The organism is Enterobacter sp. Acro-832 (assembly GCF_011752745.1).
GTDB classification, from domain to species: Bacteria; Pseudomonadota; Gammaproteobacteria; order Enterobacterales; family Enterobacteriaceae; genus Enterobacter; species Enterobacter quasiroggenkampii.
The window spans coordinates 297,364-319,009 of record NZ_VWWX01000003.1 but is presented as its reverse complement, the minus strand read 5'-3'; the positions used below and the strand labels follow the sequence as shown (position 1 = coordinate 319,009).

General features: G+C 58.7%; 20 protein-coding genes. 8 read left to right on the top strand and 12 right to left on the bottom strand.

Annotated features, from left to right (window positions below):
• Window positions 1–135: 135 nt before the first annotated feature.
• Window positions 136–2,394 (bottom strand): DNA topoisomerase IV subunit A, encoded by a 2,259-nt coding sequence (gene parC, locus F3J31_RS12935; protein WP_045909972.1) that lies wholly within the window; start codon window positions 2,392–2,394, stop codon window positions 136–138.
• Window positions 2,395–2,512: 118 nt separating this feature from the next.
• Entirely contained in the window at window positions 2,513–2,914 is a 402-nt protein-coding gene (locus F3J31_RS12930) for a NirD/YgiW/YdeI family stress tolerance protein (RefSeq protein ID WP_045334456.1), read from the bottom strand.
• 138 nt (window positions 2,915–3,052) lie between these two features.
• On the opposite strand from F3J31_RS12930, the gene qseB reads away from it, so the two are divergent.
• From qseB to F3J31_RS12910, 4 genes are all read left to right on the top strand, one after another.
• Window positions 3,053–3,712, top strand: coding sequence for a quorum sensing response regulator transcription factor QseB (gene qseB, locus F3J31_RS12925; protein ID WP_023326078.1), 660 nt, complete (start codon window positions 3,053–3,055; stop codon window positions 3,710–3,712).
• Entirely contained in the window at window positions 3,709–5,061 is a 1,353-nt protein-coding gene (gene qseC, locus F3J31_RS12920) for a quorum sensing histidine kinase QseC (RefSeq protein WP_167213514.1), read from the top strand. The genes qseB and qseC overlap by 4 nt, the downstream gene beginning before the upstream one ends.
• Before the next feature lie 105 nt (window positions 5,062–5,166).
• Window positions 5,167–5,748, top strand: a complete 582-nt coding sequence (locus F3J31_RS12915) for an NAD(P)H-dependent oxidoreductase (protein WP_024906501.1) — start codon at window positions 5,167–5,169, stop codon at window positions 5,746–5,748.
• 31 nt (window positions 5,749–5,779) lie between these two features.
• On the top strand, window positions 5,780–6,094 hold the full coding sequence (locus F3J31_RS12910; RefSeq protein ID WP_008502984.1) for a putative quinol monooxygenase: 315 nt from the start codon (window positions 5,780–5,782) through the stop codon (window positions 6,092–6,094).
• 96 nt (window positions 6,095–6,190) lie between these two features.
• On the opposite strand, the gene F3J31_RS12905 is transcribed toward F3J31_RS12910, so the two are convergent.
• From F3J31_RS12905 to F3J31_RS12885, 5 genes are read right to left on the bottom strand one after another with little or no spacing between them, the layout of a single operon-like run.
• Complete coding sequence (locus F3J31_RS12905; protein ID WP_039025548.1) at window positions 6,191–7,078, bottom strand: MurR/RpiR family transcriptional regulator; 888 nt, start codon at window positions 7,076–7,078, stop codon at window positions 6,191–6,193.
• A complete protein-coding gene (locus tag F3J31_RS12900; RefSeq protein WP_167213884.1) occupies window positions 7,075–8,025 on the bottom strand; it encodes an iron-siderophore ABC transporter substrate-binding protein in 951 nt (316 codons plus the stop codon). The genes F3J31_RS12905 and F3J31_RS12900 overlap by 4 nt, the downstream gene beginning before the upstream one ends.
• Window positions 8,026–8,034: 9 nt before the next feature.
• Window positions 8,035–9,075 (bottom strand): iron ABC transporter permease, encoded by a 1,041-nt coding sequence (locus F3J31_RS12895; RefSeq protein ID WP_167213511.1) that lies wholly within the window; start codon window positions 9,073–9,075, stop codon window positions 8,035–8,037.
• Window positions 9,072–10,055, bottom strand: a complete 984-nt coding sequence (locus F3J31_RS12890; RefSeq protein WP_167213508.1) for an iron ABC transporter permease — start codon at window positions 10,053–10,055, stop codon at window positions 9,072–9,074. The genes F3J31_RS12895 and F3J31_RS12890 overlap by 4 nt, the downstream gene beginning before the upstream one ends.
• Window positions 10,052–10,864 (bottom strand): ABC transporter ATP-binding protein, encoded by an 813-nt coding sequence (locus tag F3J31_RS12885; protein WP_045910158.1) that lies wholly within the window; start codon window positions 10,862–10,864, stop codon window positions 10,052–10,054. Before F3J31_RS12885 ends, F3J31_RS12890 begins: the two co-directional genes overlap by 4 nt.
• Before the next feature lie 382 nt (window positions 10,865–11,246).
• On the opposite strand from F3J31_RS12885, the gene F3J31_RS12880 reads away from it, so the two are divergent.
• Window positions 11,247–13,388: a TonB-dependent siderophore receptor gene (locus tag F3J31_RS12880; protein ID WP_048224908.1), complete on the top strand. Its 2,142-nt coding sequence runs from the start codon at window positions 11,247–11,249 to the stop codon at window positions 13,386–13,388.
• A gap of 126 nt (window positions 13,389–13,514) precedes the next feature.
• Here the strand turns inward: F3J31_RS12880 and parE are convergent, their stop codons facing one another.
• The 5 genes from parE to nudF are packed head-to-tail and all read right to left on the bottom strand — an operon-like array spanning window position 13,515 to window position 17,923.
• Window positions 13,515–15,407 carry a DNA topoisomerase IV subunit B gene (parE, locus tag F3J31_RS12875; RefSeq protein ID WP_014833290.1) on the bottom strand — a complete coding sequence of 631 codons (1,893 nt, stop codon included), beginning with the start codon at window positions 15,405–15,407 and terminating at the stop codon, window positions 13,515–13,517.
• 28 nt (window positions 15,408–15,435) lie between these two features.
• Window positions 15,436–16,017: an esterase YqiA gene (yqiA, locus tag F3J31_RS12870; protein ID WP_008502976.1), complete on the bottom strand. Its 582-nt coding sequence runs from the start codon at window positions 16,015–16,017 to the stop codon at window positions 15,436–15,438.
• Window positions 16,017–16,844 carry a 3',5'-cyclic-AMP phosphodiesterase gene (gene cpdA / locus F3J31_RS12865; protein WP_045909978.1) on the bottom strand — a complete coding sequence of 276 codons (828 nt, stop codon included), beginning with the start codon at window positions 16,842–16,844 and terminating at the stop codon, window positions 16,017–16,019. The genes yqiA and cpdA overlap by 1 nt, the downstream gene beginning before the upstream one ends.
• A 27-nt stretch (window positions 16,845–16,871) precedes the next feature.
• A complete protein-coding gene (locus F3J31_RS12860; protein WP_003862516.1) occupies window positions 16,872–17,294 on the bottom strand; it encodes a DUF1249 family protein in 423 nt (140 codons plus the stop codon).
• The gene (gene nudF / locus F3J31_RS12855) at window positions 17,291–17,923 is read right to left on the bottom strand and encodes an ADP-ribose diphosphatase (RefSeq protein ID WP_024906492.1); all 633 of its coding nucleotides are present in this window, start codon (window positions 17,921–17,923) and stop codon (window positions 17,291–17,293) included. The genes F3J31_RS12860 and nudF overlap by 4 nt, the downstream gene beginning before the upstream one ends.
• Before the next feature lie 204 nt (window positions 17,924–18,127).
• On the opposite strand from nudF, the gene tolC reads away from it, so the two are divergent.
• From tolC to F3J31_RS12840, 3 genes are all read left to right on the top strand, one after another.
• A complete protein-coding gene (gene tolC, locus F3J31_RS12850) occupies window positions 18,128–19,606 on the top strand; it encodes an outer membrane channel protein TolC (protein WP_045909979.1) in 1,479 nt (492 codons plus the stop codon).
• Window positions 19,607–19,800: 194 nt separating this feature from the next.
• Window positions 19,801–20,469 (top strand): DUF1190 family protein, encoded by a 669-nt coding sequence (locus F3J31_RS12845; protein ID WP_048028997.1) that lies wholly within the window; start codon window positions 19,801–19,803, stop codon window positions 20,467–20,469.
• 2 nt (window positions 20,470–20,471) lie between these two features.
• On the top strand, window positions 20,472–21,632 hold the full coding sequence (locus F3J31_RS12840; RefSeq protein WP_048224912.1) for a glutathionylspermidine synthase family protein: 1,161 nt from the start codon (window positions 20,472–20,474) through the stop codon (window positions 21,630–21,632).
• Window positions 21,633–21,646: the final 14 nt, after the last annotated feature.

Sequence of the window (21,646 nt, the reverse complement as noted above, 5' to 3'; positions counted from 1 at the left end):
AATTATACTTCACCTGTGGCCAGGTAAGGACTTTATTACGAGCGCGTATTGTTAATCGCAACGCACGAATTAACAACGATTTTACGGGAAATTTTATTGAAATTCCCCCTCCGGACAGAGGGGGATATCACGACATTACTCTTCGCTGTCACCCGCAGCGCTGCGTGCAGGAGAGTCAATCTCCACGCGATCGATACGCTGCAGACCGCGCATCAGCGAGCCGCGGCGACCGCGCTCACCCACCACCTTCTGCAGCTCTTCCGGACGAAGCTTGATTTTGCGCTTGCCGACGTGAATGGTCAGGGTGCTCTGCGGCGGCAGCAGGAAGAGGTGCGCCAGGCCATCTTCGCCTTTCGCGGCCTCCGCCGACGGGATGTTGATGATCTTGTTGCCCTTGCCTTTTGACAGCTCAGGCAGATCGCTGACCGGGAACATAAGCATGCGTCCGGCGGTGGTGATCGCCAGCAGCATGTCGCTTTCGTTCTCGATCACCAGCGGTGCCATCACGTGAGCGTTGTCCGGCAGGCTAATCAGCGCCTTACCGGCACGGTTGCGGGAAACCAGATCGTTGAAGGTACAGATAAAGCCGTAGCCCGCATCAGACGCCAGCAGCAGCTTCTGGTCATCGGCTTCCATCAGCATATGGTCAACCGTCGCGCCCGGCGGCAGCGTCAGCTTACCTGTAAGCGGCTCGCCCTGCCCACGCGCGGAAGGCAGCGTGATCGGGTCTATGGCGTAGCTGCGCCCGGTGGAGTCGATAAACGCCACCGGCTGGTTGCTCTTGCCTTTCACCGCCGCTTTAAAGCTGTCGCCCGCTTTGTAGCTGAGCCCCGGCGCGTCGATATCATGGCCTTTGGCGCTGCGCACCCAGCCGCTCTGCGACAGGACAATGGTCACCGGCTCGGACGGCTGCATGTCGTGCTCGTTCATCGCCTTCGCTTCTTCGCGCTCGTGCAGCGGAGAACGACGGTCGTCGCCAAACGCGTCGGCATCGGCCTGCAGCTCTTTCTTCAGCAGGGTGTTCATCTTGCGTTCGGACGCGAGGATCGCCTGCAGCTGATCGCGCTCTTTTTCCAGCTCGTTCTGCTCGCCGCGGATCTTCATCTCTTCCAGTTTGGCGAGATGGCGCAGCTTCAGCTCAAGGATCGCTTCGGCCTGGGTTTCGCTGATGCCAAAGCGCGACATCAGGGCGGGCTTCGGCTCGTCCTCGGTACGGATGATCTCAATCACCTCGTCGATATTGAGGAACGCCACCAGCAAACCTTCAAGGATATGCAGGCGCTTAAGCACTTTCTCGAGACGATGGTTCAGACGACGGCGTACCGTATCGCGGCGGAACGTCAGCCATTCGGTGAGGATCTCCAGCAGGTTTTTCACCGCCGGGCGTCCGTCGAGGCCGATCATGTTCAGGTTGATGCGGTAGCTTTTTTCCAGATCGGTGGTGGCAAACAGGTGGTTCATCACCTGCTCCATGTCCACGCGGTTGGAGCGCGGCACAATCACCAGACGGGTCGGGTTCTCGTGGTCCGATTCATCGCGCAGGTCATCCACCATCGGCAGCTTTTTATTGCGCATCTGGGAGGCGATCTGCTCCAGCACTTTGGCACCGGAAACCTGATGCGGCAGCGCGGTGATGACCACGGCGCCGTCTTCTTTATTCCACACCGCACGCATGCGTACGGAGCCGCGACCGTTCTGGTAGATTTTGCGGATTTCCGCGCGCGAGGTGATGATTTCGGCTTCGGTCGGGAAATCCGGACCCTGCACGATATCCAGCAGATCGTCGAGCGAGGCTTTCGGCTGCTCAATCAGGGTGATGGCGGCTTTCGCCACTTCACGCAGGTTGTGCGGCGGAATGTCCGTCGCCATACCGACCGCAATCCCGGTGGTGCCGTTCAGCAGGATGTTCGGCAGACGCGCAGGCAGCATCTTCGGCTCCTGCAGCGTACCGTCGAAGTTCGGTACCCAGTCAACGGTCCCCTGCCCCAGCTCGCCCAGCAGCACTTCGGCATATTTAGAGAGGCGGGATTCGGTATAACGCATCGCCGCGAAGGATTTCGGATCGTCCGGCGCACCCCAGTTCCCCTGACCATCCACCAGCGGGTAGCGGTAAGAGAACGGCTGGGCCATCAGCACCATCGCTTCATAACAGGCGCTGTCGCCGTGCGGATGGTATTTACCCAGCACGTCACCGACGGTACGGGCGGATTTCTTGAACTTGGCGGTGGCGTTCAGCCCCAGTTCGGACATCGCATACACGATGCGGCGCTGAACGGGCTTCAGGCCATCCCCGATAAACGGCAACGCCCTGTCCATGATGACGTACATGGAGTAGTTCAGGTAGGCGTTTTCCGTGAATTCATGTAGCGCGAGGCGCTCTGCCATATCGCTCATTACGTGTGATTCCTCAACTCAGAAACCGAAGGGTTTCAGGCAATATTGCCGCAGATACTACCCTATCTGACGAGTTGAGTCACAAAGAAAAAGGGCCGCTTATGCGGCCCTTTCCGGGTTATTTGTTCAGCTTAATGACCTGCTTCACGTCGATTTCAAAATCGTTCCACTCTTTATCGACCTTGCCCTGGATTTCCACTTTATCCTGAGGGCTGACGGTCACGCCGTTCCAGCGCTTGTGGTCAATTTCCACGTTCACCGTGCCGGTCTCATCGCGGAAGGTGTAGCGGTCATCGGACAGGCGCTGGGTGATGTTCCCGCGCAGCTTCACCCAGCTGTCGTCCTTCATCTCTTTTACCTTCACCGCGGTGGTGAGGTTGGCGTCGTTATCGACAAAACCGCCTGCCTGCGTTTGGGTCTGGGTCTGTGCGGCAGACGGGCCGTTAAATCCGCCCTGCGCGGCAAAAACGGGGGCAGTGGTCATCATCATGATGGCGGCAATAGCAGCGAATTTTTTCATATTAACTCTCCCTTTAATCTGGTTTCGCAGTCCATTAAACAGGGTAATCCTTAACAACTTCTTAAGGGAAAAATTTATTTATTATTGCTGTACAGCAGGCGCTTACAGAGGGTTTACTGACGACATCAAGGAGGGAATATGCGCATTTTACTGGTAGAAGACGACACGTTAATCGGCGACGGTATCAGGGCGGGTTTAAGCAAAATGGGCTTTAGCGTGGACTGGTTTACCGACGGCAAAACCGGTCAGGCCGCGCTCGCGTCTGCGCCCTACGATGCCGTGGTGCTGGATCTGACGCTGCCGGAAATCGACGGTCTGGACATCCTGCGCGCGTGGCGCGAAAGCGGGCGCAGCGAGCCGGTATTGATCCTGACCGCGCGGGATGCGCTTAACCAGCGCGTGGAGGGGCTGCGTCTTGGCGCGGATGATTATCTCTGCAAGCCGTTCGCGCTGATTGAAGTGGGCGCCCGCCTTGAGGCGCTGGTCCGCCGCAGCCACGGCCAGACGCATAGCGAGCTACGCCACGGCAAGGTCACGCTCGATCCGACCCGACTCGTCGCCACGCTGGACGGTGAACCGCTGACGTTGAAGCCGAAAGAGTTCGCGCTGCTGGAACTGCTGATGCGCAATGCAGGCCGCGTGCTCCCTCGCAAGACGATTGAGGAAAAACTGTATACCTGGGATGACGACGTCTCCAGCAACGCGGTAGAAGTCCACGTTCATCACCTGCGCCGCAAGCTTGGCAGCGAGTTTATCCGCACCGTGCACGGCATCGGCTATACCCTGGGTGACGCATGAAGCTGACGCAACGCCTGAGCCTGAAGCTGCGCCTGACGCTCCTCTTTTTAGCGCTCTCCCTGACGGCATGGTTTGCCGCCAGCCTGGTGGCCTGGCAGCAGACCACCCACAAGCTGGATAAGCTCTTCGACACGCAGCAGATGCTGTTTGCCAAACGGCTGCTGACGATGGATCTTGACGAGATCCGCGCCCCCGAACGGATGCGCGAGATCCCGAAAAAAGTAGTGAAGCATGGCCGTCTCGATGACGACGCGCTGGCTTTCGCCATTTACGCCGTCGACGGCAAAATGCTGCTAAACGACGGCGAGAACGGGCGCGATATTCCGTACCACTATCGCCGCGACGGATTTGCTAACGGGCAGCTCCAGGACGATAACGACGAATGGCGTTTCCTGTGGCTGACCTCACCCGACGGGAAGTACCGCGTGGTGGTCGGTCAGGAGTGGGAGTACCGCCAGGATATGGCGCTGGACGTGGTCAGCTCGCAGCTCACGCCCTGGCTGGTAGCGCTGCCCGTGATGCTGCTCTTGCTGATTCTCCTCCTGAGCCGGGAGCTGAGGCCGCTGAAAAAGCTGGCGCAGACCCTGCGCTCCCGCTCGCCGGATGCGACCGAGGCGCTTGTGCTTCAGGGCGTCCCCACGGAAGTGCGCCCCCTGCTCGACTCGCTGAATCACCTCTTCGCGCGTACCCAGGAGATGATGACGCGCGAGCGCCGCTTTACGTCCGACGCGGCCCACGAGCTGCGCAGCCCGCTGGCGGCCCTGAAGGTGCAAACTGACGTGGCGCAGCTCTCGCAGGACGATCCACAGGCGCGGGAAAGAGCGCTGGCGCAGCTGCATGCGGGCATCGACCGCGCTTCCCGGCTGGTGGACCAACTCCTCACGCTGTCGCGTCTGGACTCGCTGGACAACCTGGACGATGTCGAACCGATAACGCTTGCCGATTTACTGCAGTCGGCGGTGCTGGATATCTGGCATCCGGCGCAGCAGGCAGGGATTGATATTCGCCTCAACAACCATGCCCCGCAGGTCAAGCGTCAGGGACAGCCCCTGCTGCTCAGCCTGCTGGTGCGCAACCTGCTGGACAATGCCATCCGCTACAGTCCGCGCGGCAGCGTGGTGGACGTTACGCTGGACGTGCGTAGCTTTAGCGTGCGCGACAACGGTCCCGGCGTTGACCCCGAGGTGCTGACGCGCATCGGCGAGCGTTTTTATCGTCCACCGGGCCAGAACGCCACGGGCAGCGGGCTGGGACTCTCTATCGTCAGGCGCATTGCCGCGCTGCACGGAATGCGCGTCTCGCTGAGCAATGCGGCGGAAGGCGGCTTTGAGGTGAAAGTCAGCTGGTAACGGATTATTGCATCTCCAGCAAAAGACTTTGCACATTTTGCTCATTTTTCCGCTCCGTCCTCGCGCGTAGAATACCCGGCATACTCTCATCGTCGAGGACAAAAAATGAGCAACATTCTGATTATTAACGGTGCAAAAGAATTTGCGCACTCTAAAGGCCAGCTGAATGACACCCTGACCGAGGTCGCGGATGGTTTCCTGCGCGACGCCGGGCATGATGTTAAGGTCGTGCGCGCAGACAGCAACTACGACGTGAAAGCCGAAGTGCAGAACTTCCTGTGGGCTGACGTGGTGATCTGGCAGATGCCAGGCTGGTGGATGGGCGCGCCGTGGACCGTGAAAAAATACATGGACGACGTGTTCACGGAAGGTCATGGCTCTCTGTATGCCAGCGATGGCCGCACCCGCTCTGACGCGTCCAAAAAATACGGTTCAGGCGGCCTGATTCAGGGCAAAAAATATATGCTGTCACTAACCTGGAACGCCCCGCTGGAAGCCTTCACCGAGAAAGATCAGTTCTTCGAAGGCGTGGGCGTGGACGGCGCGTACCTGCCGTTCCACAAGGCGAATCAGTTCCTGGGCATGGATCCGCTGCCGACCTTTATCGTCAACGATGTGATTAAAATGCCTGATGTCCCGAGCTATATCGCAGAATATCGCAAGCATCTCGCGAAAATTTTTGCTTAACTGGTAGCCTGGAATTAAAGGAGTAGTAAACATGCTTACCGTTATCGCAGAAATCCGTACTCGTCCAGGTCAACATCACCGCCAGGCGGTGCTGGATCAGTTCGCGAAAATTATCCCGACCGTACTGAAAGAAGAAGGCTGCCACGGCTACGCGCCGATGGTGGATGCCGCCACTGACGCCAGCTTCCAGGCAACCGCGCCAGACTCAATCATCATGGTTGAGCAGTGGGAAACCGTCGCGCATCTTGAAGCGCATCTGCAGACCGCGCACATGAAAGCGTGGAGCGACGCGGTGAAGGGCGACGTGCTGGAAACCCACATCCGCATTCTGGAGCAAGGGGTTTAAGTTCGTGGAATTTGCCGGGTGGCACTGCGTTTACCCGGCCTACAAAAACTGAACCGTAGGCCCGGTAAGCGCTAGCGCCACCGGGCTTTGTTGTTTTTAGCTGCTTTTCTTCCCCGGTTTTAACCCGCGATGGAGCTCGTTGATGCGCTTCATGGACTTGATGGTGCGCTGCGGCTCGGTAGAAGCGACGGACAAAATGATCATCTCCAGACAGAGCAGCACCGTGCCGTGGAGCGGGATTTTGCCCTTTTCGCCACCGCGCGGAACGTGGATCACCACGCTGGCCTCCTTACTGAAACGCGAATCAAGGGCGTTGGTCAGCAGGATGGTGGGAATGCCCAGACGCTTTGCTTCACGCAGGGTGGTTTGCCCCTCCCGGTGCGCGGATTTCTGCGCCATCATCACCAGCACGTCGCCGCGCTGAAGCGCAATCAGCTGTTCAGCAAGCCCGATCCCGGTACGGTTGAGCGGCGTGGCGGGTAACCCCATACGGCTGAACAGCCTGGCGGTGTACTCGGCCAGAATGCCGGAGGCGCCAATGCCAAATATGGCGACCTGCCTTGCCTGTGCCAGCAGTGAGACCGCCTGCGCCATCGCGTAGCGGTTGTGGGGCTCAGATAACACCTCGCAGGTGTGCTGATGTCCCTCCAGCACGAAATCAATGCTCGCGTTAACGTCGCTGGCGAGCGTGTTCACCGTGGTGGACATCTTTTCGCTGGAGGTGACCACCGGGCCAAACCACTGCTCCAGCGTCTGCTTGAGATCGCGCAGCCCGGCGAAACCCAGCGCCTGTATGGCGCGGACCACCGTGGCATCCGAGGTTTTCACTACGGCAGCAATCTCCATGGCGGTCTGCTCCATCACCGCCTCGCGGTTGTCATGGATATAGCGTGCGACCTGCAGCAGACGCGGCGTTAGCTGATGCGCCCGCGCGCGAAAGCGGTCGCCATAGACATCCACGCGCCCTTTCTCTTTGCGGATCACCGTGACGCCTCCGGCAGCGGACGCCCGGCAATCTGCGACTGCACCTGCGCGGCCATCAGCCCTAATGACGCGAACGAATTCGAGATCGCCTCTTCACGCGAGATCAGCACGTAGTGCCCGGTTCGGCAGGCAGTCAGGAACTGACACCAGCCCGGCATGACAGCCTCCATTGCCGCCAGCTCGTCCTGCGGTTTACCGCCCGTATCCCCGCGCCAGGTCGCGAAGACGAAATCGGCATCCAGCTCCGGCAGGCGCTCGGCGCTGACGTCAATCCGTCCCCCTTCCGGGATGGCCTCAATCAGCGGCGGGAAGGTGAAACCCGCATCACGCAGCACGCGGCCCAGCGAGTGGTAGCTGTGCATGGCGTTGATTTTCCCCTGATTGGCCTGAATCACCGACACGGTGATTTTGCGCGTGTCGATGGTCGCCTTCAGCGCCTTGATTTGCTCCTGATATCGCCGTTCCAGAATGTTTAGCCTTGCCTGCGTGCCCGTGAGCTGCGCCAGCTTGCGGTAGATTTCCGGCGCGCCGCCGTCGAGATGATCGATGCTCACCGTCGGGGCAATTTTTGCCAGCTGTTCCACCGGGGTGTTGCGGGTCGGTTCGGTAACGATCAGGTCAGGTTTTGCGGCGGCGATGGCTTCGATGTCGATATCGGCCGTGCCGATAAATTTGATATCGGAATTATCGAAGTCGACGCCGGTTAACATGCCGCTGGAGCGCAGAAAGTGGCTGCCGTCCGGCCGCGTGCGGCCATGGCTCGCCACCGGCGGCACGCCAAGCTCAATCAGCGGAATGGTGATATCCAGATCGTGTAATGAAACAATCCGCTTCGGATGAACCGGCACAACGACCTTGCGTCCCAGATCGTCGGTAAATACCTGCGTCGGCTCCGCGGCGCTCACCGCGAACCCCACCAGCAACAGCATCGAAAACAGTACGCGCATCATAGTCCCCTAAAATCTGTCCCGACGCTGCCAGAGCAGCAGCAGGAAAAACGGTCCGCCAATCAATGAAATCACAATTCCCGCCGGCAGCTGCAGCGGGAGGAATGCCAGACGGCCGACGTTATCCGCCAGCAGCACCAGCAGCGCCCCCAGCACGGCGCTTCCCGTCAGGAGCGCGGTTTGCCCACCGCGCAGCAGCAGGCGCGCCATGTGCGGGGCAATCAGCCCCACGAAGCCAATGCTGCCCACGCAGGAGACGCAGGCCGCCGTCAGCACCACCGGAGCGAGAACCCGCAGCAGCGCCAGCCGGGTTGTGCGCACGCCAAGGCCCGTAGCGGCCTGATTGCCGAGCAACGCCACGTCCGCGGCCCGGGCGGTAAACAGCAGCAGCGCAAACGCGGGGGCGGCCCAGAGTGCGGCCAGGCCCACCAGCGTCCAGTTTGCCGCATGCAGGCTTCCCGCCAGCCACAGCATCGCCGTCTGCACGTCACGCACGTCGGCGGTGGTCATAAAGACGCCCATCGCCGCGGCAAACGCCCACGACACGCCGATGCCGATCAGGATGAACCGCGGGCGCGAGATATCGCGCGCCAGGACGATCACCAGCAGCGCGGTGAGCAGCCCACCGGCCATGCCGACCAGCGGACGCCAGGCCAGGCTCAGCGCCGGGAACTGAAAAATCAGCAGCAGTACCGCCGCGCTGCAGCCCTCCTTCACGCCGATAAGCCCCGGGTCAGCCAGACCGTTGCGGGTGATGGACTGCATCGCCGCCCCCGCCATGCCGAGCATCGCGCCGCACAGCACCGCCATCAGCAGGCGCGGCAGGCGGATATCCATCACGACGTAGCGCGTCTCCGTCGTCAGACTTTCAGGCGAAAACAGCGCGCGCCCGATGGCGGAGGTTGGAATGGGCAGAGAACCGTGCGTCAGGCCAAAGCCCAGCAGGCTTAGCGCCGCCAGCACGAAAAGCGACAGGTACGCCAGCGCTTTCGGGCGAATCAGCGCCGACAGGTGGCCAACGCGGATCGCGCGGAGTCCGGCCCGGTTCATTTGAACATCCTCGACGCCATAAAGATGAACACGGGCGCGCCGACCAGGGCCGTCATGATGCCGGTTGCCAGCTCCCAGGGGGTAAACAGCGTGCGGGCAGCGATATCCGCCAGCAGCAATACCAGCGCGCCGCACAGGGCCGACAGCGGCACCATCACGCGCAAATCGACCGACACCAGACGGCGGATGAGCTGCGGCACCACAAGGCCGATAAAGCCAATCGGTCCGGCGAGGGAGACGGCCGCGCCGCAGAGCAGCGCGATGGCCAGCAAGGCAAGAAGGCGGGTTTTCAGCAGCGACACGCCAAGCCCCTGCGCCATTCTGTCGCCCAGCGCCAGCATGTTGAGCGAGGGCGACAACCCGATAGCAAGAATAAAACCGGCTGCTGCAGCCCACAGGGCACTCTGGAGCATCTGCGCGTTGACTCCGGCGATATCACCTGCCAGCCAGGTGCGCAGAGAGAGCAGCGTCTGTTCATCCAGGATTAACACCGCGGCGGTAATCGACGAGGCAAACGCCGACATCGCCACGCCGCACAGGGTGACCTTCATCGGCGTGAGCCCGATGCGACCGGTCGAGGAGAACATCAGCACCAGCAGAAACAGCGCGGCGGCACCGACGGCGGCAATCAGCGGGCGACCAAACGGCAGCGAAAGCCCAAGCGCGCTGGCGATCACCACCGCCAGCGCTGCCCCGGCGTTGAGCCCCAGAATATGCGGCTCGCCGAGCGGGTTGCGGATCACGGACTGCAGCAGCACGCCCGCCACGCCGAGCGCGGCGCCTGTCACCATTGCGGCGCAGAGGCGCAGCAGCCGTAGTCTGATGATGATGTTATGGTCGAAATTGCGCGGATCGAAGTGAACGAATGCCTCGACTACCGTTCGGGGAGAGATAAACCGCGCCCCGATGCCAAGATGCACAATCGCGCCCAGCGCCAGCAGTAATGTAAAAATCAGGAAGGCGAGAGAAGCGCGCATCATGGCTGTTCAAGGCTCTGGCGAAACGGCATAAAGAACGGTTTTCCGGTCAGGGGGTTGATGGACATATGCACGTCCACATCAAACACCGCTTTGATCAGCTCCGGCGTGCAGGCATCGCCCTCATGCAATACGCCTTCAACTTTCCCCTGGCGTAAAAAGACCAGCGAATCGCCGTAGTTCACGGCAAAGTTAAGATCGTGCAGCACCACCACCACGGTACGCCCGTGCTGGCGGGTCAGGGCGTGCAGCAGTTCCAGGATCTCCACCTGATAGCGAAGATCGAGGTACGTCGTCGGCTCGTCAAGCAGGATATACGGCGTTTGCTGCGCCAGCGCCATGGCGATCCAGCAGCGCTGACGCTGGCCGCCGGATAAGCTTTCCACCGGCATATGGGCAAACTCTGCCGTGCCGGTCAGCCGCAGGGCCTCTTCCACCGCCCGCTCGTCCTCGTCGCTCCACTGACGCATAACGTTTTGCCAGGGAAAACGCCCGCGCGAGACCAGTTCAAAAACGGTTAACCCTTCCGGCAGCAGCGGCGACTGCGGGAGAATGCCAAGCTGACGGGCAACCGCTTTGGTGGGCTGCTCATGAATGGCTTTACCGTCCAGCAGCGCGGTTCCCCCAAGCGGCTGCAGCAGCCGCGCGATAGTGCTCAACAGCGTGGATTTTCCACAGCCGTTCGCCCCGACCAGCACCGTCATTTTCTGCTGAGGGATCGCAAGGGAGATATCATCAACGATGATTTTTTTCTGATAGCCCGCAGAGAGGTTCTCCAGAACCAGACCCGGTTTGTGTGTGTTGTGAGCCACGTGAACGCCAACGTAATGAAAAACCAACAAATAAAAATAAAACTCATTCTCTTTTGAGAGTTTGACGCCGCGCCATGTAGTAGTCAAGCGAAGAAACACCCTGGAAAAACCAGGGTTAAACCTGAGAGAAAATGAATCCAGCAAGGCTGATAAAAACATTTATTTCAACGAGTTAAATATCAACCCGCTGCGCTTACGCACGCGGTTAACTGCTGTAGTCGATTTTTTCTTTTTTCCATTTACTACTACATTCCCTCATGATTGAATGATTCTCAATTACATGTCCGATGCCACTTCCGGCTAACGGACAGACCATAAAGGGCAATGACTCACACAGTTTGCCGCGAACGCATTCGCGGGATATTTCGGGATAACAGATGTAATGGCTACGTTCACACCTTCACTCTCAGGGATAAAAGGGCGCGCGCTCTTTTCACTGCTGTTTATGGCGCCGCTGGCGCAGGCAGCAGACACCACCGCGGCTAAAGACGGCGAAACGCTTACCGTCACCGCCGATCCAAATACTCCGGCGGAAGCCACCAACGGCTACCAGCCGCTGAACACCTCCACCGCAACGCTGACCAACATGCCGATGCTGGATATCCCGCAGGTGGTCAATACCGTCAGCGATAACGTGCTGGAGGATCAGCACGCCACCACGCTGGATGAAGCGCTCTATAACGTCAGCAACGTGGTGCAGACCAATACCCTGGGCGGTACGCAGGATGCCTTTGTGCGCCGCGGGTTTGGCGCGAACCGCGACGGGTCAATCATGACCAACGGCCTGCGCACCGTCCTGCCGCGCAGCTTTAACGCCGCCACCGAGCGCGTGGAAGTGCTGAAAGGCCCGGCCTCCACGCTGTACGGCATTCTCGATCCGGGCGGCCTGATTAACGTCGTCACCAAACGCCCGGAGAAGACCTTCGGTGGTTCAATTTCTGCCACTTCTTCCAGCTTTGGCGGCGGTACCGGACAGGTCGATGTGACCGGCCCGATCGACGGCACGCGTCTGGCGTATCGCCTCACGGGTGAGTATCAGGACGAAGATTACTGGCGTAATTTTGGCAACGAACGCAGCACCTTTATCGCCCCGTCGCTCACCTGGTTCGGCGATGATGCCACCGTGACCGTGCTCTATTCACATCGCGATTATAAGACGCCGTTCGATCGCGGTACGATCTTCGATCTCAACACCAAAAAGGCCGTTGATGTCGATCGCAAAACCCGCTTTGACGAACCGTTTAACATCACCGACGGGCAGTCCGACCTCGCTCAGCTCAACGCGGAATACCGTCTTAACAGCCAGTGGACCGCGAAGTTCGACTACAGCTATAGCCAGGACAAATACAGCGATAACCAGGCCCGCGTGATGGCCTACGATGCAAAAACCGGCAACCTGACCCGCCGTGTGGATGCGACCCAGGGCTCGACCCAACGCATGCACAGCACCCGCGCGGATCTGCAGGGGAATGTGGATATTGCGGGCTTTTACAATGAGATCCTGACCGGCGTGTCGTATGAGAATTACGATCTGTTGCGCACGGACATGATGCGCTGTAAAAACGTCAAGGATTTCAATATCTATCACCCGACGTATGGCCATCTCGGCAAATGCACCACCGTGTCGGCGTCCGACAGCGACCAGACGCTCAAGCAGGAAAGCTACTCTGCGTACGCGCAGGATGCCCTGTACCTGACCGATAAGTGGATCGCCGTCGCCGGGATGCGCTATCAGTATTACACCCAGTACGCGGGCAAAGGCCGCCCGTTCAACGTCAACACTGACAGCCGCGACGAACAGTGGACGCCGAAGCTGGGGCTGGTCTATAAGCTCACGCCATCCGTCTCACTGTTTGCCAACTACTCGCAGACGTTTATGCCCCAGTCGTCCATTGCGAGCTACATCGGCGACCTGCCACCGGAAACCTCAAATGCCTACGAAGTGGGCGCTAAGTTCGACCTTTTCGATGGGGTTACCGCCAATATCGCGCTGTTTGATATTCACAAACGCAACGTGCTGTACAACGAAAGCGTGGGGGGTGAAACCATCGCCAAAACGGCGGGCCGCGTGCGCTCCCAGGGCGTGGAGGTGGATCTTGCCGGATCGCTGACCGAGAACACCAATATCATCGCCAGCTACGGGTATACCGACGCGAAGGTGCTGGAAGACCCGGACTACGCGGGCAAACCGCTGCCGAACGTGCCGCGCCATACCGGCTCACTGTTCCTGACCTACGACATTCATAATGCGTTTGCCGGGAATACCCTGACGCTGGGCGGCGGGGGGCACGGCGTGAGCCGTCGTTCCGCAACCAACGGTGCGGATTATTATCTGCCGGGCTATTTTGTGGCGGATGCATTTGCGGCGTATAAGATGAAGCTGCAGTATCCGGTGACGCTGCAGGTGAACGTGAAGAACCTGTTTGATAAGACCTACTACACGTCGTCCATTGCGACCAACAACCTGGGCAACCAGATTGGCGACCCGCGCGAAGTGCAGTTTACGGTGAAGATGGAGTTTTGATGTCCGTGCGGGGTGTTCCCCTCACCCTAACCCTCTCCCCAAAGGGGCGAGGGGATCGATCGTAGGCCCGGTAAGAGCAGCGCCACCAGGCAAAAAAAAGCCCTGCATCGCAGGGCTTTTTCAGCATCAGGCCTCAATATCCGCCATATCGCCTTTCTCCTGCAGCCAGTTACGACGGTCTTCCGAACGTTTCTTGGCAAGGAGCATATCCATCATAGCGTTGGTCTGCTGTTCGTCTTCGTCGCTGATCGTCAGCTGCACCAGACGGCGCGTGTTCGGATCCAGCGTCGTTTCGCGCAGCTGCATCGGGTTCATCTCGCCCAGCCCTTTAAAGCGCTGCACGTTAGGCTTACCCTTCTTACGCTTCAGCTGTTCCAGCACGCCCGCTTTCTCTTCTTCCGTCAGTGCGTAGTAAACCTCTTTGCCGAGATCGATACGGTACAGCGGCGGCAGCGCCACATAGACGTGACCGTTTTTCACCAGCGTGCGGAAGTGCTTCACAAACAGCGCGCACAGCAGCGTGGCGATGTGCAGACCATCGGAGTCCGCATCCGCGAGGATACAGATCTTGCCGTAGCGCAGCTGGCTCAGATCGTCGCTGTCCGGATCGATGCCGATCGCGACCGAGATATCGTGGACTTCCTGCGAGGCCAGCACTTCATCAGACGAGACCTCCCAGGTGTTCAGGATCTTACCCTTGAGCGGCATGATCGCCTGATATTCACGATCGCGCGCCTGCTTGGCCGACCCGCCCGCCGAGTCCCCTTCCACGAGGAACAGTTCGGTACGGTTGAGATCCTGCGCGGTACAGTCTGCCAGCTTGCCCGGCAGCGCAGGGCCGCTGGTCAGCTTTTTACGCACCACTTTCTTCGCGGCACGCAGACGACGCTGGGCGCTGGAAATCGCCATTTCAGCCAGCATTTCTGCCGCCTGAACGTTCTGGTTCAGCCACAGGGTAAACGCATCTTTCACCACACCGGAAACGAACGCCGCGCACTGGCGTGACGACAGGCGTTCTTTGGTCTGACCGGCAAACTGCGGATCCTGCATCTTCACGGAGAGCACATAAGCGCAGCGGTCCCAGATATCTTCCGCCGACAGCTTCACGCCGCGCGGCAGGATATTGCGGTATTCGCAGAATTCGCGCATCGCATCCAGCAGCCCCTGACGCAGGCCGTTGACGTGGGTACCGCCGAGCATGGTGGGGATCAGGTTAACGTAGCTTTCGGTCAGCAGCTCGCCGCCTTCCGGCAGCCACAGCAGCGCCCAGTCCACCGCTTCGGTGTCGCCGGTGAAATTGCCGACGAACGGTTTTTCCGGCAGCGTCGGCAGGCCGTTTACCGCTTCGCACAGATAGTCATTAAGGCCATCTTCGTAGCGCCAGGTCTGCTCGGTGTTGTTAACGTTATCCTTAAAGGTAATTTCCACGCCCGGGCACAGCACCGCTTTGGCTTTCAGCAGGTGCGTCAGGCGGGAAACGGAAAAGCGCGGGCTGTCGAAGAAACTCTCGTCAGGCCAGAAGTGAACGCTGGTGCCGGTGTTGCGTTTGCCACACGTCCCGACAACCTGCAGATCCTGCACCTTCTCGCCGTTTTCAAACGCGATGTTGTACACCTGACCATCGCGACGGACGTTCACTTCCACGCGTTTGGACAGGGCGTTGACGACGGAAATCCCCACGCCGTGCAGGCCGCCGGAGAACTGGTAGTTTTTGTTGGAGAACTTACCGCCCGCATGCAGACGACAGAGGATCAGCTCAACGGCAGGGACGCCCTCTTCCGGGTGGATATCCACCGGCATGCCGCGCCCGTCGTCAATGACTTCCAGCGACTGATCGGCGTGCAGGATGACGTCAACGCGTTTGGCATGGCCCGCCAGCGCTTCGTCCACACTGTTATCAATAACTTCCTGGCCCAGATGGTTTGGGCGCGTCGTATCGGTGTACATCCCCGGGCGGCGGCGAACCGGCTCAAGCCCGGTGAGGACCTCAATGGCATCAGCGTTATAGGTTTGCGTCATGATTTAAACTAGCAATTCGCATTGATTGTCAGTGGCTGTGCAGTCCAAGAAAATCGACAATCTGGGTGAAATGATTCTCAAAGCCCGTGAAAGCATGGTTTCCGCCCTCTTCTATAGTCTGGCGGCAGGAGGCGTAATACGCCACTGCCTGGCGGTAATCCAGCACTTCATCTCCCGTCTGCTGCAGCAGCCAGATGAGATCCGGCGCCTCGAGCGGGTCGACCTGCATAACTTTGAGATCGTAAATATGGCGTGACTCTAGCACATATTGCTGGCCGGTGTAGGGGTTCTCGTTTTCGCCAAGAAAGTCCCGCAGCAGCTCAAATGGCCGTACCGCCGGATTAACCACCACGGCGGGCAGCATAAAGCATTGCGAGAGCCAGGTGGCGTAATACCCGCCCAGCGATGAACCGACCACACCGAAGGTTTCGCCGCCGTGCGCAAGCACAATGGATTCCAGCATCTCCGCGGCTTCTGCCGGGTAAGGCGGCAGCTGAGGGATAATCATCTCAACGTCGGGGTGATGCTCGCTCAGCCACTGGCGAAACTGTGTCGCTTTTGCGGAGCGCGGCGAGCTGTTGAATCCGTGCAGATAAAGGAGCGTAGACATCAATAGCCTTCTGAAGCGGTGTCCGGGCGGAATTGTGCGCCGGTCAAACGGCAGACTTCCGTGGTCAGCGTGCCGTCGGCATGCAGTTCCAGCCAGCGCCAGCCTGGCGCGATGGTATCCAGCGTAAAGTTGGCGCAGTGCGGCTTAAACTGAACGCAGGTAGACGGCGTCGCCAGCATTCGGCGCCCGTTCCAGTCGAGATCCTGCTCCTGGTGAATATGCCCACACAGCAGATTTTTCACCCGCGGGAACTTCGCCAGCACGCGATCCAGCGCTGCGGAGTTGCGCAGACTGTGCTGATCGAGCCAGCTGCAGCCCGCCGGCAGAGGATGATGATGAAGCAACAGCAGCGTGTGACGTTCAGGTTCAGCAGCCAGTTTGGTCTCCAGCCAGTCGAGCTGAAACTCGCTTAACTCACCGTGCGGGACGCCAAACACCTGGCTATCCAGCAGCAGGATCTGCCACTGGTCACCCGCAAAAACACATTTCGCCGGAGAAATCCCCGCATCCTGAAGAGAACTGTACATGGCGGGCTGGAAATCGTGGTTGCCTGGCAGCCAGACGCAGGGCACGCTAAAGCTCGCGATGCCTTCAGCAAAATGCTGGTAGGCCGCGGAAGATTGATCCTGCGCCAGATCGCCCGTTGCGACAATCAGATCGCATGCACGGTTTTCAGCGTGAATGGCGCTCAGTACCGCCTGATAACTCTCCCAGGTGTTCACCCCCAGCAGCGTTTCATGCTTTTCGGCAAAAAGGTGGGTATCGGTGATTTGTAATATCCTGACTGGCGCCCCACCAGCAACAGTCAGGTTCAACAGGCTTTCCAAATGGTGTCCTTAGGTAGGTTTATGACGCTAACAAACCGGAATCGCCATTGCTCCATGTGCTAAACAATATCTTAGCCAGTCGGCTAAAAACTGGTTAATTTGATGCTTTTCGTCGCGTTGATGCAACTTTTTATTCGGGTAATCATACCGCGCCTTGAAGCGAAAGATCTGCTGGCTTGAACACACTTCAGCGACCATCGCGTCGTGATAGAGGCGTACCGTCATCGACGGCAGGCTCCAGTAGCTAATGCTGGGAGCCGTTTGCTCAATTTCCACCAGCGTAGTGTAGCGCGTTGATTCTGTTATCGTTAATCGATACTGCGCGTTGCTCACCTGATAGCTTACCGTTTCGCCGGGTGCGTCGTTTCTCGGCAGCAGGCGGCGCAATTGTGCGAAATTGGTTTCGCACAGGCGCATCATTTCTGGGAAGTCAGGCGTATAGCGCTTCATTTTTTCCACTCGTTTCGTAATGTCTGATAATGCAGCTGCAGCCATTGCAGGGCGATGACAGACGCTGCGTTGTCGATTTTCCCCTCTTCTACCCACTGGTAAGCCTGTTCCCGGCTTACCACATGAACCCGAATATCTTCGTTTTCATCAGCCAGACCGTGAATGCCTTCTGCGGTCGTGGCGTCCACTTCGCCCACCATTATGGATAAGCGTTCGCTGGTGCCTCCCGGGCTTGCCAGATAGCTCAGCACCGGTTTTGTGCGGCCGACCACCAGCCCCGCCTCTTCCAGCGCCTCGCGTCGGGCGACGTCCTCAACCGACTCGCCTTCTTCGATCATCCCGGCCACCATCTCCAGCAGCCACGGGCTCTCACTGACGTCATAAGCGGCGATGCGGATCTGCTCCACCAGCACAACTTCGTCACGCACTGGGTCAAAGGGTAGCAAGACTGCCGCATGCCCGCGCTCAAAAATTTCGCGTCTGATTTCGCCGCTCATTTCCCCGTTAAACAGGCGATGCCTGAAACGGTAAAGATCCATTGAAAAAAAACCGCTATAAAGCGTTTCTCGTGCAATAATTTCTACATCGTTTTTGGCGAAAGTCACGGGCAACTTATCTGGTTTTTGCATGAGTCGAGTCCTGGTAGCAATGGTGATGAAATTGTGAATTTCAAGGCTGTTTGGCTGCCGTTTGTAAGGCTATATGGTAGATTGGTGCAAATTACCGCCAGATGGCACGTAACGCCAACCTTTTGGTGTGGATGATTCTGTTAGAATCGGCAATTATTTTTTAATTAGATCAGCGCTAATACTGCTTCACAACAAGGAATGCAAATGAAGAAATTGCTCCCCATCCTTATCGGCCTGAGCCTGACGGGCTTCAGTGCAATGAGCCAGGCGGAAAACCTGTTACAGGTCTACCAGCAGGCACGTCTGGGCAACCCTGATTTACGTAAATCAGCGGCCGATCGTGATGCTGCGTTTGAAAAGATTAACGAAGCGCGTAGCCCCTTGCTGCCACAGTTAGGGTTAGGTGCAGATTATACCTACAGCAACGGTTTCCGCGACGCTAACGGCGTAAACTCCAATGCTACCAGCGCCTCACTGCAATTAACACAGACGCTGTTTGATATGTCCAAATGGCGTGCCCTGACCCTGCAGGAAAAAAGCGCAGGCATCCAGGATGTGACCTATCAGACCGACCAGCAGACGCTGATCCTGAACACGGCCACGGCGTACTTCAACGTGCTGAGCGCCATTGACGCGCTCTCCTACACCGAAGCGCAGAAACAGGCCATTTACCGTCAGTTAGATCAAACCACCCAGCGCTTCAACGTGGGTCTGGTGGCGATCACCGACGTGCAGAACGCCCGTTCACAGTACGACACCGTGCTGGCCAACGAAGTGACCGCGCGTAACAACCTCGACAACGCGCTGGAATCCCTGCGTCAGGTTACCGGGAATTACTATCCTGAGCTGGCCTCCCTGAACGTCGACAGCTTCAAAACGGATAAGCCGCAGGCCGTTAACGCCCTGCTGAAAGAGGCGGAAAACCGCAACCTGACGTTGCTGCAGGCGCGTCTGAGCCAGGACCTGGCCCGCGAGCAAATTCGTCAGGCGCAGGACGGCCATCTGCCAACCCTGAGCCTGAGCGCCTCTACCGGCATCTCTGACACCACTTACAGCGGTTCTAAGACCAACTCTGCCCAGTATGACGACAGCAATATGGGCCAGAACAAGGTGGGCCTGAGCTTCTCCCTGCCGCTGTATCAGGGCGGTCAGGTCAACTCCCAGGTGAAACAGGCGCAGTACAACTTTGTTGGCGCGAGCGAGCAGCTGGAAAGCGCCCACCGTAACGTGGTGCAGACCGTACGTTCATCCTTCAACAACGTGAACGCCTCAATCAGCAGCATCAACGCCTACAAACAGGCCGTTGTGTCGGCACAGAGCTCCCTGGACGCGATGGAAGCGGGTTACTCGGTCGGTACACGTACTATCGTTGACGTGCTCGACGCGACCACCACGCTGTACAACGCGAAACAGCAGCTCTCCAGCGCGCGTTATCAGTACCTGATTAACCAGCTGAACATTAAGCAGGCTCTGGGTACGCTGAACGAGCAAGACCTGCAGATGCTGAACAGCGCACTGGGCAAGCCGGTCTCTACCTCTCCTGACAGCGTTGCGCCGGAGAACCCGGAGCAGGTTGCCGCGGTTGATAACTTCAACGCTAACGGCACGACCCCTGCTGCACAGCCTGCTGCCGCGCGCACTACCGCGCCTGCCAGCAAGAGCAATAATCCGTTCCGTAACTAAGCATTGCCCGATGGCGCTTCGCTTATCGGGCCTACTGAATCGTAGGCCGGGTAAGCGCAGCGCCACCCGGCGCAAAATCACATCCGAACGTAAGCCAACGTAAAGATCCCCCTGATTCCGCCCCTCTTCGCTTCATTTTCAACCACTCATCCTCTATCCTGAGCGTTATTACCACTGGGTCCTGGAAGACAAATATGAAACGGACAAAAACGATCAATCACGCGTCGTTCCGCAAGAGCTGGAACGCACGTCACCTCACCCCTGTCGCGCTAGCGGTTACCGCTGTCTTTATGCTGGCAGGCTGTGAGAAAAACGATGAAACGGTTTCGCTGTATCAAAACGCGGACGACTGCTCTGCCGCCACCGGTAAAGCGGCCGAATGTAAAACGGCCTACACCAGCGCGCTGAAAGAAGCGGAACGCACCGCGCCGAAATATGCCTCACGCGAAGACTGCGTAGCGGAGTTTGGCGAAGGTCAATGCCAGCAGGCACCGGCTCAGGCCGGCACTGCGCCAGAAAATCAGGCGCAGGCGCAGTCCAGCGGCAGCTTCTGGATGCCGCTGATGGCCGGTTACATGATGGGCCGTCTGATGGGCGGCGGTGCAGGCTACCAGCAGCAGCCGCTGTTTAGCTCGAAAAACCCGGCCAGCCCGGCTTACGGTCAATATACCGATGCCAGCGGCAAAGGCTACGGCGCAGCCACCCCTGGCCGCACCGTGACGGTACCGAAAACGGCAATGGCGCCGAAGCCTGCGACCACCAGCACCATCACCCGCGGCGGGTTCGGCGAGTCTGTGGCGAAACAGACCAGCATGCAGCGCAGCGCGACAGGCACCTCTTCTACTCGCTCAATGGGCGGCTGATCATGGAACGAGTCAGTATTACCGAGCGTCCGGACTGGCGTGAAAAAGCCACCGAGTACGGCTTTAACTTCCACACCATGTACGGCGAGCCGTACTGGTGTGAAGACGCTTACTACAAGCTCACGCTGGCCCAGGTTGAGAAGCTGGAAGAGGTAACGGCCGAGCTGCACCAGATGTGCCTCAAGGTCGTGGAAAAGGTCATCGACAGCGACGAGCTGATGGCCAAGTTCCGCATTCCAAAGCACACCTGGAGCTTTGTCCGCCAGTCGTGGAAAACGAATCAACCTTCGCTTTACTCTCGCCTGGATCTGGCGTGGGACGGCAAAGGCGAGCCTAAGCTGCTGGAAAACAACGCCGATACCCCAACGTCCCTGTACGAGGCGGCGTTCTTCCAGTGGATCTGGCTGGAAGACCAGGCCAATGCTGGCAACCTGCCGGAAGGCAGCGACCAGTTCAACAGCCTGCAGGAGAAGCTGATCGAGCGCTTCGCCGAGCTGCGCGAGCAGTTTGGCTTTAACCTGCTGCATCTCGCCTGCTGCCGCGACACGGAAGAAGACCGTGGCACGGTTCAGTATCTGCAGGATTGCGCCGCCGAAGCGGAGGTGGCGACCGAGTTCCTCTATATCGAGGATATCGGCCTGGGTGAAAAAGGTCAGTTCACGGACATGCAGGATCAGGTGATCAGCAACCTGTTCAAGCTCTACCCGTGGGAGTACATGCTGCGCGAGATGTTTTCCACCAAGCTGGAAGACGCGGGCGTACGCTGGCTGGAACCGGCCTGGAAGAGCATTATCTCCAACAAGGCCCTGCTGCCGATGCTGTGGGAAATGTTCCCGAATCACCCGAACCTGCTGCCAGCGTACTTTGCGGAAGATAATTACCCGCAGATGGAGAAATACGTCGTTAAGCCGATCTTCTCCCGCGAAGGCGCGAACGTGTCGATTATCGAAAACGGTAAAACGCTGGAAGCGGTTGAAGGGCCGTACGGCGAAGAAGGGATGATCGTCCAGGCGTTCTATCCACTGCCGAAGTTTGGCGACAGCTATACGCTGATTGGCAGCTGGCTGATCAACGATCTGCCTGCCGGAATTGGCATTCGCGAAGATCGCGCGCTGATCACGCAGGATCTGTCACGGTTCTATCCGCATATTTTTGTGGAGTAAGACTTGCCCGGTGG